This window comes from Pseudoalteromonas sp. RW-H-Ap-1, assembly GCF_048318575.1.
In the GTDB taxonomy this organism is placed as follows: Bacteria; Pseudomonadota; Gammaproteobacteria; order Enterobacterales; family Alteromonadaceae; genus Pseudoalteromonas.
The window spans coordinates 764257-777717 of record NZ_CP166996.1; the positions used below are offsets into that span (position 1 = coordinate 764257).

The following is a 13461-nucleotide window of genomic DNA, read 5'->3' on the forward strand; positions in this document are numbered from 1 at the left end:
CTGAAAAAAAGAAAACACCGACCAGTAAATCCTCGACTAAGCGCGCTACTAAGTCATCTAAAACATCAGCGCGAAAAAGTGCTGCAAAAAAACCGCAAGTTCGGCTAAACGGCCATTTTTAAAAACTTTGTTTTCTATTTTTTGGAAACTGAGTCTGGCGACTTTCATCGCTGTAGCATTTTACTTTATTTATCTTGATGCAAAAATCACCCGCCAATTTGAAGGCAATAAATGGCAACTTCCAGCCCAAGTGTATGCGCGTTCAATGACGTTTTTTCCTGGGCAGTTTTTATCTGAGCAAGAAGTTTTATGGGAGCTTAAACGTTTAAATTACACGGCAGTTAATCGCTTAAGCCGCACAGGGCAATATATTAAAACAGCTAATAGTATTAAGATTTTTCGTCGTGATTTTGAATTTTATGATGGTTTAGAAAATGCTCACGTAATTGAACTATGTTTCTCTGGGGAAAAGGTTGCCAGTATTAAAGATAAATTCGGTCGTCGCTTAAACACTGCCAGATTAGAGCCTGTACAAATAGCCCGTATAGGTAATGACTCAAAACAAGACCGTGAATTTGTGCCATTAGATAAATTTCCAGACATGCTTAAAAATGCTTTGTTAGTGGTCGAAGACCGCGATTTTTATGAGCATCACGGGGTATCGGTATTTTCTATTTTACGCGCTTTGTATACCAATATTCGCGCAGGAAGAACCGTACAAGGTGGCAGCACACTGACGCAACAGCTAGCTAAAAATATTTACCTTACTCGCGAACGTTCGTTAGTACGCAAAATCAATGAAGCCTTTATTGCGCTTATTCTTGATTATCGTTACTCAAAAGATCAGATTCTCGAGGCTTATTTAAACGAAGTCTATCTAGGTCAGTCATACAACCAAGGTGTGCATGGTATGGGATTAGCGGCTGAGTTTTACTTTGCAAAACCCGTTGATGAACTTGAGTACGACCAAATTGCCTTGCTGGTGGCCATGGTTAAAGGCCCTTCTTATTATAACCCTAGACGTTACAAAGAGCGCGCTATGGAGCGTCGTGACTTAGTGCTGCGTTTAATGGTCGATAATAAACTTATTTCTACTAAAGAGTATCGAGCCTCGTTAAAGCGCGCCATTGATATTGCGCCAATGAAAGCCAGCTTACAAAAGTCTTACCCAGGTTACTTAGAGTTGGTTAATCGCGAGCTGAAACAGCTGCTACCTGATAAAGAAGTGTTAGATGCAGGGGTGCGCGTATTTACCTACTTCGACTTGCAAAAACAAACCGCAATGGAAGAATCGATTAAGGTCAGTTTACCTTATTTGGAAAGGCGTCCAAATACCAAAGAATTAGAAGCGGCAATGATCTCCGTTAATGTTGAAAAAGCCGGTGTATCAGCGTTAGTCTCTGGACGCGATGTGCGTTACTCAGGGTTTAACCGCGTGCTAGATACCAAGCGCAATATTGGCTCATTAGTTAAACCGGCAGTGTATTTAAGTGCACTGCAGCTTCCTCATTATAACTTAGCGACATTGCTTGATGATTCACCCTTGCAAGTCACTAATGAAGAGGGAAATATTTGGCAGCCAGAAAACTTTGATCGTCAATACCGAGGCGCCGTGCCTCTTTATAAAGCATTCAGTCACAGCATTAATATTCCGGCAGTTAACTTAGGGCTTGATGTTGGGGTCGATAAAGTAGCTAACACCCTCAGGGGCTTAGGAGCTAAAGGCTATATTAATGAATACCCATCGTTGCTATTAGGGGCTATTGAAATGTCGAGCTTTGAAGTGGCGCAGCTTTATACCACGATTGCTGCAGATGGAAAGTACAGAGAGCTGACGTCTATCTCAGCATTAACCGACTCGGTTGGTAAAGTACTTTATAAGCATAAAGTGAGTAACGAACAACGTTTTACTAAAGATGCTATGTATATGACCAAATACGCTATGAAGCGAGTAACTAAAGATGGTACTGCTAAGCGCTTAAATTTACATTTTCCGTCGATTCAGCTCGCAGGTAAAACAGGTACCAGTAACGAATTACGCGACAGCTGGTTTGCTGGGTTTGACCAAAATACAGTGACGGTTGCTTGGCTAGGTCGTGACGATAATAAAAGCACTGGTTTGACTGGTAGTGTAGGGGCGCTTGAAACTTATATTCGTTATTTAAAACCGCTAAACCCCCAAGCCATTGCCGATACTCGTCCATCTTCAATTCGGTGGGCATTTGTAAACGAGCAAACCGGGAAGCAAGCACCACCAGGGTGTGGCAAAGTGATTCAATTACCACTTAGGGCCAGTGAGTTTAAACCAAGACCCCAGTGTATTCGCTAAGTAATAAAAACAAAAAAGCCCGAAAGGGCTTTTTTTATGGATTTCTCTAATAAAGGACTAGTGAAATGTTTTTATTTATTTTTATAGTATAAATATTGTTCACCTGTTGTTAGTTTAAAGGAATGGGTGTTTGTTTGTTTTTTGTTAATTTTATTGGTTTTTTTGTTTGCATTTTTGTTTCATAAGCATATTATAAATATGCCTTTAAGGCATATAATTATAATTTCAAACAGGGATAAATAATGAAATCAATATTTAGGAAAAGTATAACGGCAATTGCCGTATCAGCATCCTTAGGCCTAGCATTACCTGCTGTTGCATCTGATGTAATAGGAACTGTAAATAATATTAATGATAATAGTTCTTACACTGTAAAAGTTAAAAATCCTGCAACAGGTTTAGAGCGAACTCTAAGTATTTCTAGTGAAGGCACCTTTCGCTTTGCCTCTCTGCCTACAGGTAGTTACGAGATACAAATATTAAAAGGCGATGCTGTAGTTGCTGAAGACCGCGTTAGAGTCTCTTTAGGTGCCAATTCAAAAGCTAACTTTGACCTAAACAGTTTCGATTCTTCTGGCCCAGAGGTAATTCAAGTTGTTGGTGCTCGTATTTCATCAATAGATCTTTCAACAGCTGATTCGGGCCTAGTTATTACAGATGCTGAAATTGACAGAATGCCAATTAATCGTGATTTAACATCAGTTGCATTATTAGCACCTGGGGCTGTAAAAGGCGATAGCGCATTTGGAAATACAGCGTCATTTGGTGGTTCTTCTGTTGCTGAAAATGCATGTTATATTAACGGGTTAGAAGTTACTAATACTCGCCAAGGCTTAGGGTGTGGCGAAGTCCCGTTTGAATTCTATGACCAATTTCAAGTTAAAACCGGTGGTTATTCAGCCAAGTTTGGCCGAGCTACTGGTGGTACTATTAATACAACTACAAAAGGCGGTACTAACGAGTGGGAATTTTCTGCTGTAGTTCAGTACCAACCTGATTCTTTGCAAGAAGAGGGCAGCATTTCTCGTGGCAATAATGGAGCAGGTCAAATTTTCAGAGATGAAAGCTATGACTCTGATAACAAGACTGATGTTACACTTGCCGTTGGTGGCCCACTTATTGAAGACACACTTTTTTTCTATGGGTTAATAAACCCTCGTGATACTGAGTCGTCTTATACTTGGGGTGGAGATGAATTTTCACCGAACGATCAGTACCGAGAAGAATCTGCATCTGGCGGAGATAATTTATTTTGGGGTGGTAAACTCGATTGGGATATTAATGAGAACCATCGCTTAAGCTATTTTGCTTATTCAAATCGTCGTGATATTGAGCGTTCTGTTTATGATTACAACAACGGTGTTATAGGCGACCGCAAAGATGGTGCATTACTTAAGCGTGGTGGCGAAGCGCAAAGCTTGAGTTACACAGGTGTACTAACTGAAGATTTAGTTGTCACAGCAATGGCTGGTACAATTGAGACTGAGTATGAAACGCAATCGGAAAACTTAATTTGCCCAAGTATTACAGATTCTCGTGGTACTTCTAATCCAATCACTGGTTGTGGTGCTGGTGGTAGCTTTGGTGCAAATAATGATGAAAATACTCAGTACCGCCTTGATATTGAGTATGTTTGGCAAGACCATCAGATTAGCTTTGGTATCGATTATCAAGAGCGTGAATCTGAGCGTGTGAGTCGTCCTATCGGTGGCCACAGTTATGATTACCGTACACTAGCGGCTAACGGCAGTTTTCAAGCTGATAATGGCGCATTAACAAACAATACTGGTAATGTATTGCAATACGTTGAAGATCGAGTGTTTGATGGTGGCGGTAGCTTTAAGTCAGAGCTTACGGCTTATTACATAGAAGATAATTGGCAAGTAACAGATGATTTTGCGGTAACTGTTGGCTTACGTATAGATGAATTTGATAGTTGGGGCACAACAGACAAGCTACTTACAAGCTTCAAAACGGATGTTGCTCCTCGTTTAGGTTTCACGTGGGATCCAACGAGCACTGGCGACACTAAAGTATATGGTACTTATGGACGTTATTACTTACCTGTTGCAAATAACACTATTTTCCGTGCAGCTTCTGGGGTAAGTGATATTACTACTGCTTACACGTATACGGGTGTTGATGCAACGACAGGAGCCCCTACAGGTTTGGCTCCGTTGGCGGATACTCTTGGCTCAGGCGGTTTAGCTAACTCACAACAAGTAAGTGGTGTTCCGGTTATCCCAGAAAAAGATATTTTCCAAGCGCAAGAAGCCGAACCATTTTCAAAAGATGAATATATTTTAGGTGTACAGCAAGCACTAAATGATGAGTACACTGTTGGTATTAAAGGTGTTTATCGTGAAGTTGCTACTGCATTAGATGATTACTGTGGTCGTTATGCTTACCCATATTGTGTGATGATTAATCCTGGTTCATCTTCTAGCTGGTATAGTGATGGTTATTATTGGAATGGTACTGATTGGGGTGATTCAAGCTTTGATAACGACGGTGTTCCAGATGAAGGTTCACTAACGACTTACTCTGCCGACACTATTGGTTTACCTAAGGCTAATAATGAATATACCGCCGTAGAGTTTAACTTAAATTATCAGGCTGATACGATTCGTTACCAGTTTGGTTATACATGGGCACGAAGTGTTGGTAACTTTGAAGGTGCTGTTAAATCTGATATTGGCCAAGCTGATGCAGGTATTACACAAGACTTCGACTTCCCAGCTGTAATGGATGGCTCTCAGGGTTATCAACCTAATGATCGTCGTCATACATTTAAATTCTTTGGTAGTTGGGAGCCAGTTGAAAACTTGACTGTAGGTTGGAATGCAACATTACAAAGTGGTCGTCCTAAAAGTTTATTCGGCCAAGGTTACCCGTCAAAAGATCCAAATCTAAATGGTGGTTGGGGTGATACTTTCTACATTTACACAAATGAGTGTCCTGATACCAATGGTAATGGTGAATGTGAGCAAGAAGAAAAAATCTATGAAAAGCATGATCGTGGTACAAATGGTCGTACACCATGGACATTTAACTTAGATTTATCTGCTGCATATGATTTTACTGTTTCAGATATTGATATGAGAGCATCAATCAATGTGTTCAACATATTAAATAGTCAGTCAGAAGCGTCTGTAAATGAGCATTACGAGCAAAATGAAGGCGAAGTTAATGCTTACCATGATGCTGCTTACTCTTGGCAGACTCCACGTTATGTTCGTATAGGGTTTGAAGCTCGATTCTAATCAACTTCATAACGATTCAATAGCGTTAAAAAAACAAAAAAAGCCCGAAAGGGCTTTTTTTATGCGAAAGATTTTTTGTCCTGAAATACGTTTACACATTTAGGTTCTATTTATGAAGACCATTGAAATTAAAGGCACTAAGCGTACCCAACGAGATTGTACATTAGGGGCTTTAAACTATCCGTTGTTAAGTAAGTAGAAAAAGGTGACTTCACACACAAGTAAGCGAAAAGCATATATTAATGGTCATTAGTAACTGATAGTTATAGTCGGAGAATAATGGATTATGAGCTGAGTGATGAAATGAAAGCGCTATAGATGACGATTAAGCATAGCGTTTTTAAACGTGACGCGATTCATCATTCAGGTAGAGGTTTACAGTGTTGCTCTGAAGTATATCAAGATGAGTTATTTAAAAAGAGAATTAAGCCATCGATGACGGATATGACTGTTATCAAAACACCTGAGCAGAGCGTAGAAACGGGATATTAAAGTAATATTGCTACTGTATAAATGTTATACATGGTAGAGTTAAGCTGCTTGTTGAGGAGTTGATATTCATATAAAATGAAATGCGTTCGTACTTAAGTTTGGGTATGAAAATACCAAATCAAGTGTATAAAAAAACTTGGTACTGACACACCAAGCCCCTCATTAAAACCGTCAAATTATTTCAGGACGGGGCAATTATTAATTTTTTAAGATTTAAAAAATTGCATTGATTTAGTCAGATCATCCGATAGTTGCTGTAATCGCTGAGCATCCTGTAAGGAAGACTGTGCCGAACTAAGCGTATGATTAGCTAGGTTACTCACCTCCTCTGAGTCGCCTAGAGCTTGTGCCGTAGCTTGTGATTGCTCTTTTACTCGCAGGGCTATTTCTTCTCCTTGTTGTTTAATCATATTCATACTGTATTCTGCATCTTGTAACACTTGATTTGTTTGTGTTGCGGCATCAACAGATTGCTCCATTTTTTCTACACTAGAATGCATTTTTTGCTGTGTATCTTCAGATGATTGTTGCAACGAGCTAATAATTTGATGTATTTCTTGGGTTTGCGTTTGTGTGCGTTTAGCGAGTGTCCTTACTTCATCTGCAACAACTGCAAAACCACGGCCATGCTCTCCTGCACGAGCGGCTTCAATAGCGGCATTAAGTGCTAGCAAGTTGGTTTGCTCGGCTATTTCACTTATCCCTTTGCTTACTTTGCTTATTTCTTGGCTATCTTGGGCAAGCTTATTAAGCGATTGCTGGCTGTGTGCAAATTCAACTTTTAAGTCTTGCATGTATTTAGCCAGCTCCATCGTGTTAACTGCGCCTTGTTTAACATGTTTTGTTGCTTTTTGAGCTGTGAGCATTGCCTTATTAGCTGAGTCCTCAACGCTGTGTGCGCTGTGGCTCATATTACTAAGGGCTGAGTTGATAGCATTAACGCGGTTTTGCTGCTTTTCTACATCCTGACTCGTTTGGCTACTTACATGAGATAAGGAGTAGGTTGCATCAGATAGTGAATGTGTGCTGCTTTTAACCTTCTCTAATAGCTTTGTAAAAGCACGTAATAAAGCATTGTACCTTTGGGCAATGATGTCCATTTCATCGTGAGTACTTGAATTGATCTTCGAGTTTAAATCGCCATTGGCTGCTTGCTCTGCACAAAGAGCAAATTGGGTAATAGTATCAACTACAACAAAGTAAAAGCCGACCATAAGATATAAAGCAAATAGCAAACTTATCACAGAGGCCGCTAATACTAAGTTGCGTATCCACAATTGTGAGGCGTATTTTTTGTCAATAAGACTCTCAAGAGTTGGGATACTTTTTTCAACTAGCGTATTAATACTCGTGTTTACATTGTTAGTGAGCTTCGCAAATTCTGCTTTTGTTAAGGCTATGTTGTCAGGTTCAAGTAATTTTTTTTCTATGGCGTTTTTAAATGTATTGATTGCGCTGTGTAATTGTTTTAGTGGCGCAGATAAGGCTTCGCTCACGGTGCTATCAGCATCGGTTGCTACTTTAAGTGTTTTATATAATTGATTTTCATAAAGGGGTAACGATTTATTTAAGTTAGATAGCGCAATAAAGGTTTCAGGAGTAAATCGATTATTATCGATCACAGTGTTTGCACTTCGTGTTAGTAAGTTAATTTGGACAATTAGCGAGGGTAAAGGCAGTACTAATGAGCGGTTAAGGTAGGAGCTTGCAAGCTGGTTATCTAACGCTAAGTTAGATTCAATAGAAATAAACTCGAGTATATCCTGAGTTTTAGTACTATTGATTTGATAGCCTAACGCACGCGCAACTTGTGGATTTTTATCTGTGTTGCCATCTATTTGGTTACTTAAGATGCGATGGTAACCTTTTAAGCCCTGTTGCTGCATTTGCGAAACACTAATACTGTTACCTAGCAAAGACACTAAAAAAATAAACTCAGCGCTAACGGTAATAATAAAATTCCAAACACAACACTAATTTTTGTTTTATATTTTAAATTTGCCATGAGTGTGATGGCGGGGGCTGCTAAGTGTCTTAATCCTGACATAGTTTTCTCTTATAATTGATTTAGGCTACATAGACCGTATAAAGTCTAATTATTATTCAAATATAAGCGTTTACAAATAAAAAAAGCCCTTTCGGGCTCTTTTCAATTTTATATTATTAATTTGTGTTTTATACGTAATTAATAACGTTATAAAGTGTACTTATAGCTTAGCAAAAGCGCGCTCTGCCGCTTGTATTGTTGCTTGAACTTCTTGCTCTGTGTGCGCAGCACAAACAAAACCAGCTTCAAACGCTGAGGGCGCTAAATAAACCCCTTCTTCAAGCATTAAGTGGAAGAACTTTTTAAAGCGCTCTAAATCACATTCAGTGGCTTGTTGGTAAGTAGTTACTTTTTCTGCATCAGTAAAGAAAAAGCCATACATGCCGCCAGCGTAGTTAGTCGTTAAGGCAATACCTACTTTTTTAGCTGCGGCTTCAAAGCCTTCACAAATCGCTTTACTAATGGCTTCTAGTTTTTCGTGAACGCCAGGTGCGCTAAGTAACTCAAGTGATTTTAAACCTGCAGCCATCGCAATTGGATTTCCTGACAGTGTACCTGCTTGATAAACAGGGCCTACAGGGGCTATGTAATCCATAATTTCTGTTTTACCACCAAACGCGCCTACTGGCATGCCACCACCAATTACTTTACCTAAACAGGTTAAGTCTGGTTTGATGTTGTAGTAAGCCTGAGCGCCACCAAGGGCTACACGAAAACCTGTCATTACTTCGTCAAAAATAAGCACAGATTGGTACTGATCACAGACTTCACGCAGTCCTTCTAAAAAGCCAGGTACTGGTGGGATGCAGTTCATGTTACCTGCAACTGGCTCAACAATAATACACGCGATTTCATCGGCATATTTAGCAAAAATCGCTTTCACTTCTTCAATATTGTTAAACGATACCGTAAGGGTGTGTTTAGCTAAATCTTCAGGAATGCCCGGAGAGTTAGGTACACCCATAGTTAATGCACCAGAGCCGGCTTTTACTAGCAGCGAATCTGCATGGCCGTGGTAACACCCTTCAAACTTTAAAATTTTGTCACGACCAGTAAAGCCACGGGCTAAGCGAATTGCACTCATTGTTGCTTCGGTACCTGAGCTTACCATACGTACTTTTTCGATTGATGGTACTAGCTCTTTAACTTTTTCAGCCATTAAAATTTCAGCTTCGGTAGGTGCACCGTAGCTTAAACCATTTTCTACCGCATCATGCACTGCTTGTTTAATTTCAGGGTGATTGTGGCCCATAATCATTGGACCCCAAGAGCCCACATAATCGATGTAACGGTTGCCATCAGCATCAAATGTAAACGCGCCCTGTGCTTTAGTAATAAACAGCGGAGTACCACCTACACCATTAAAAGCACGCACTGGTGAATTTACGCCACCAGGAATAGAGTCTTGAGCTCGTTTAAATAAGTCTTGGCTAATTGTCATGAAAAATCCTATTATTTTATTACTTTAAAAATAAGAGTTTAGCTGTCGCGTTTGCGGCTAAACCAAGGTACGTCTACTTCATACTGCTCGACTTTGTTTTCTACGCCAAGGGTTAAAGCAAACAGTGCCATACGAATGAGTACGCCATTTTGTACTTGGCGGAATATTGCTAGATTGTCGTTAGCATTTAAGTCGTTATCAAGTTCGTTTGCCTCTAAACGGCTATCGCGAGGAAGCGGATGCATTAATACCGAATTAGGTTTGCAATGGCTATTGTAAATAGACTGGCTAATTCTAAATCCACCACGATACTTGTTGGCTTCCTCTTGAGACGGAAAACGCTCTTCTTGGATACGTGTTTGATAAACAATATCGGCCGCTAAGTTACCTTCCATTTTATCAACCAGTTCAATTTTATGTCCTGCATTTTCAACGGCAGATAAAATTGAGTCAGGCATTTGCAAGCCATTAGGGGCAACCATCGAAAACTTAATATCTTTATAATGGCATAATAACTTTGATAGCGAGTGAACGGTACGGCCATATTTTAAATCGCCAACTAGCGCAATATGCATACCATCAATATTTTGATCGAAGCGGTTAAGCTCACGCTCAATAGTTAATAAATCAAGCAGTGCTTGAGTAGGGTGCTCATTGGGGCCATCGCCACCGTTTATTACTGGTACGCTGCAGCCTGTTGCAAATTCAGCTACGGAGCCTGAGTCTGGGTGGCGCATTGCAACCGCATCAGCATAGGCTGAAATAACACGTGCGGTATCATATAAAGACTCGCCCTTAGCAAGCGCTGAGCTTTGCATACCGGTGGTTTCACGAACTAGTCCACCGAGTAAGTTAAACGCAGTGCCAAAACTAACACGAGTACGCGTACTAGGTTCAAAAAACAGGTTCGCTAAAATAGCGCCTTCAAGCACATTGGTACGCTTTTGTTTTTTAGCGTATGGCTCCATTTTTTTGCCACAGTAAATATACGTTCAATACAGTCTCGATCGAGTTGATTAACAGAGAGTATATTTTCACCTTGGAAACTGAACATGGGGTTATTCCTAGTTATTCAAAAAGGCGCGATAATCCATAAAGGAGCACGCAATCGCGCGTATTATACAAACTTAGTTTGCGACTTGGCAGTGTAATTTATAATCCTGTATTTAAAAGCTTGGCTTAATTATGGCTAAAGCAACTATAACTAGTAACGCTAAAACAGGTAGCTCGTTGAAAATTCGGTAAAACCGATCGCTTTTAGTATTTCTATCGTGTTTAAAATCAGCTAATAACTTGAAACAGTAGCCATGATAAATGTATAAAATGATCACCAGCACTAGTTTGTAATGCAACCACATGCTGTAACGAAACCATTCGCGGCCGTATTCAAAGATGGTTAACACGCCAAATACTGCGGTAAGCACAGCAAAGGGAGTAACAAAATAAAGTAGCCGACGTTCCATTACTTTTAGCATTGAGTTACACGATTTTTCTTCACTCATAGCGTGATAAACAAAAAGGCGAGGTAGGTAAAAAATACCGGCAAACCAAGCAATCATAAAAAATACGTGCAAGGTTTTGTAAATTAATAATGCGCTCATACTGTTCTCATTATTGTTAAAGTAAACTGTTGCGTATGGTTAGAATATGATGGATTTGATCCCACCGTAGTAATCCCATAATTTGTTGATTATCTAGCAAGTTATACACATAAAGCGCGCCACTGCGCTTATCATTTAAAATTTCAAAGGCATCTGCAAGGGTGGCTTGGCTGCTAATACCTTGTAAGCTAATGTATTTTATATTGACCGCCTGATCAGACATTAAACTTAAGTCATATTCGGCTAGGCGATAACCATTTTCTTCGTCAAACACAATTAACGGTGTTTGGCTGTCCATGGCATCTAGGCTGTTTTTTATTTGCTCTTTATCATCGGAGTAGAGCAGTTTAAAGTCTTCATCCATATCATCCATCACCCCTACTTTTTGTAGGGCTTCAGTGGCGGGAGACACATGGTAAGGTAATCCCTGAAAGTCTAATTGCTGTAAAAATATTGAGCGGTTACCAAATACCTGCAAAGCTGTAACGTAGGCGGTGGTAATGACGATCATCGCCGGTACAATAATTTCCGGTGAAGAGGTCAGCTCCATTACTGTGGTCAGTGCTGCTAAGGGAGAGTGCAACGTTGCTGCCAGTAAGCCTGCCATGCCGAGTACCCCATAAGTACCAGCTATGTCAGTCCCAGGGCTAATAAACTGAGCAAAAAATGCCATTAAAGTACCGGTTAAAACGCCCAGCCCAATAACCGGACCTATCAACCCACCAGGAATACCTAAGCCAATAGCAAATAAGGTGGCTAATAACTTAGCAATTAAAATAGTGGTGAGTAGTTGCATGTTTTCAGGTGACTCAACCGCAATGGTTATCGCACTCATACCCGAGCCCATTGCTTGTGGAACTGCATAGGCAATTAAGCTGGCAATACACCCTGCAATAATTAAACGTGGAAACATACTTAGTGGTTTAAAGGTTTTAATAATTAGCATTAAGTTTTGATTAAAAGCATAAGCCACCGCGCCCAGTCCCATGCCGCACAAAATTAAATAGGGATAATGCCAACCACTTAGAGGCGCAATGCTTATTAGCGCAAGTTCTGAGCCTTCACCAAATACAAATTGAGTGGCTAATGCACCGGTAACGGCTGCGAGCATTATCGGCACAAAAATATGTACTTTGTATTCTCTGAGCACCACTTCCATTACAAAAATAACCGCAGCAAGAGGGGTATTGAACGATGCAGCAATACCCGCAGCAACGCCACATCCACTGAGGGTACGCATAGCGTTGTGAGGTAAGTGTAATTTATTCGCTAATATGCTTGCCCCCGCTGCCCCCATGTGAACTGATGGGCCTTCGCGGCCAACAGAAAAACCGCTGATCAGCGCCAGTGCTCCACCAACAAACTGATTAACCGTGTTATACAGTGGCATTTGCCCGTAATGGCGCTTAATTCTGTGTATTACAAAAGGAATACCTAAGCGGTAATGTTTAAATCCAGTGAAAGCCGCAAATGTAGCTATTAATAACGCTGCAACTAAAGGCATTAATATCCGCTCTAAAGTGGGTAGGGTGGTAAAATCGTCAGGGGTTTCTAGAAATAAACTTTGAAAAAATAAAATGGTTAAACGAAACAGTATAATAAAAAATGCAGCAATTAATCCGGCACTTACGCCTAATAAGCATAATTGTACGGATGTTTTTGGTTTTGCTAATCGACGTCTCAGTCGCTCAAGCCACATGCTTTATTTCCCCGTAGCATTTTTAGGCGTCAAGTTTATCAAAATAGTCTAGGGAAGTCCTTGAGATTTTTAACAACAGATTCATTTAAATTTAATTTATACTGCTCCTATTCACAGAGTGAGCTAAACAAGCCATGTTAGCATTTGAGCGTGAAAGCATAGATTAACTATACTTGATTAAAATACTCAGGTATTAGATAATCTCGTGCATTAGTATTAAGGTATTGAGGGTTATAAGATGTCTGAAGAATTACCCATTAAGTTTAGCGACGCAGCCGCTGTGCGTGTTAAACAGTTAATCGACGAAGAAGAAAACCCAGATCTAAAACTGCGTGTTTATGTCACAGGCGGTGGGTGTTCAGGTTTTCAATACGGTTTTACTTTTGATGAAAAAGCGAATCCTGGCGATTTAGAAATTGTTAAAAACGGGGTTACCTTAGTCATTGACCCTATGAGTATCCAATATTTAGTTGATGGCGAAGTTGACTACACCGAAGGGTTAGAAGGGGCGCGCTTTTTTGTCTCTAATCCTAATGCGACCACCACATGTGGCTGTGGTGCTAGTTTTAGCGTATAAAAATATCGTTAT

General features: G+C 40.1%; 6 protein-coding genes and 3 pseudogenes. 4 read left to right on the forward strand and 5 right to left on the reverse strand.

Translation table 11 applies throughout. The features are described from left to right. The first annotated feature begins 127 nt into the window (after window positions 1-127). The 3 genes and pseudogenes from mrcB to AB8618_RS03560 form a co-directional block, all read left to right on the forward strand. Window positions 128-2329 carry a penicillin-binding protein 1B gene (gene mrcB / locus AB8618_RS03550; RefSeq protein WP_418157334.1) on the forward strand — a complete coding sequence of 734 codons (2202 nt, stop codon included), beginning with the start codon at window positions 128-130 and terminating at the stop codon, window positions 2327-2329. Between the two features lie 242 nt (window positions 2330-2571). Next, window positions 2572-5592 (forward strand): TonB-dependent receptor, encoded by a 3021-nt coding sequence (locus AB8618_RS03555; protein WP_036956783.1) that lies wholly within the window; start codon window positions 2572-2574, stop codon window positions 5590-5592. Between the two features lie 246 nt (window positions 5593-5838). Continuing rightward, window positions 5839-6230 (forward strand): annotated as a pseudogene (locus AB8618_RS03560) (IS3 family transposase); the annotation flags it as partial. A gap of 60 nt (window positions 6231-6290) precedes the next feature. Here the strand turns inward: AB8618_RS03560 and AB8618_RS03565 are convergent. The 5 genes and pseudogenes from AB8618_RS03565 to AB8618_RS03585 all read right to left on the reverse strand — a co-directional run bounded on the left by AB8618_RS03565 (window position 6291) and on the right by AB8618_RS03585 (window position 12872). Next, window positions 6291-8131, reverse strand: a pseudogene (locus AB8618_RS03565) (methyl-accepting chemotaxis protein). Window positions 8132-8291: 160 nt separating this feature from the next. Further along, window positions 8292-9572, reverse strand: coding sequence for a glutamate-1-semialdehyde 2,1-aminomutase (gene hemL / locus AB8618_RS03570; protein WP_413401398.1), 1281 nt, complete (start codon window positions 9570-9572; stop codon window positions 8292-8294). A 38-nt stretch (window positions 9573-9610) separates the two neighbouring features. Continuing rightward, a pseudogene (locus AB8618_RS03575) lies at window positions 9611-10626 on the reverse strand (aspartate carbamoyltransferase). A 112-nt stretch (window positions 10627-10738) separates the two neighbouring features. Continuing rightward, window positions 10739-11173 (reverse strand): CopD family protein, encoded by a 435-nt coding sequence (locus AB8618_RS03580; protein ID WP_008111866.1) that lies wholly within the window; start codon window positions 11171-11173, stop codon window positions 10739-10741. A gap of 16 nt (window positions 11174-11189) precedes the next feature. Further along, the gene (locus AB8618_RS03585; protein WP_413401400.1) at window positions 11190-12872 is read right to left on the reverse strand and encodes a chloride channel protein; all 1683 of its coding nucleotides are present in this window, start codon (window positions 12870-12872) and stop codon (window positions 11190-11192) included. Window positions 12873-13110: 238 nt separating this feature from the next. Between AB8618_RS03585 and erpA the strand changes: the two genes are divergently transcribed. Beyond that, window positions 13111-13449, forward strand: coding sequence for an iron-sulfur cluster insertion protein ErpA (gene erpA, locus AB8618_RS03590; RefSeq protein ID WP_002958911.1), 339 nt, complete (start codon window positions 13111-13113; stop codon window positions 13447-13449). The last annotated feature ends 12 nt before the right edge of the window (window positions 13450-13461 follow it).

Excerpts from the sequence above, each read along its gene's own strand:
- AB8618_RS03585 (WP_413401400.1), bottom strand. The coding sequence starts at position 12,872 with ATGTGGCTTGAGCGACTGAGACGTCGATTAGCAAAACCAAAAACATCC.
- hemL (WP_413401398.1), bottom strand. The coding sequence starts at position 9,572 with ATGACAATTAGCCAAGACTTATTTAAACGAGCTCAAGACTCTATTCCT.
- AB8618_RS03580 (WP_008111866.1), bottom strand. The coding sequence starts at position 11,173 with ATGAGCGCATTATTAATTTACAAAACCTTGCACGTATTTTTTATGATT.
- erpA (WP_002958911.1), top strand. The coding sequence starts at position 13,111 with ATGTCTGAAGAATTACCCATTAAGTTTAGCGACGCAGCCGCTGTGCGT.
- AB8618_RS03555 (WP_036956783.1), top strand. The coding sequence starts at position 2,572 with ATGAAATCAATATTTAGGAAAAGTATAACGGCAATTGCCGTATCAGCA.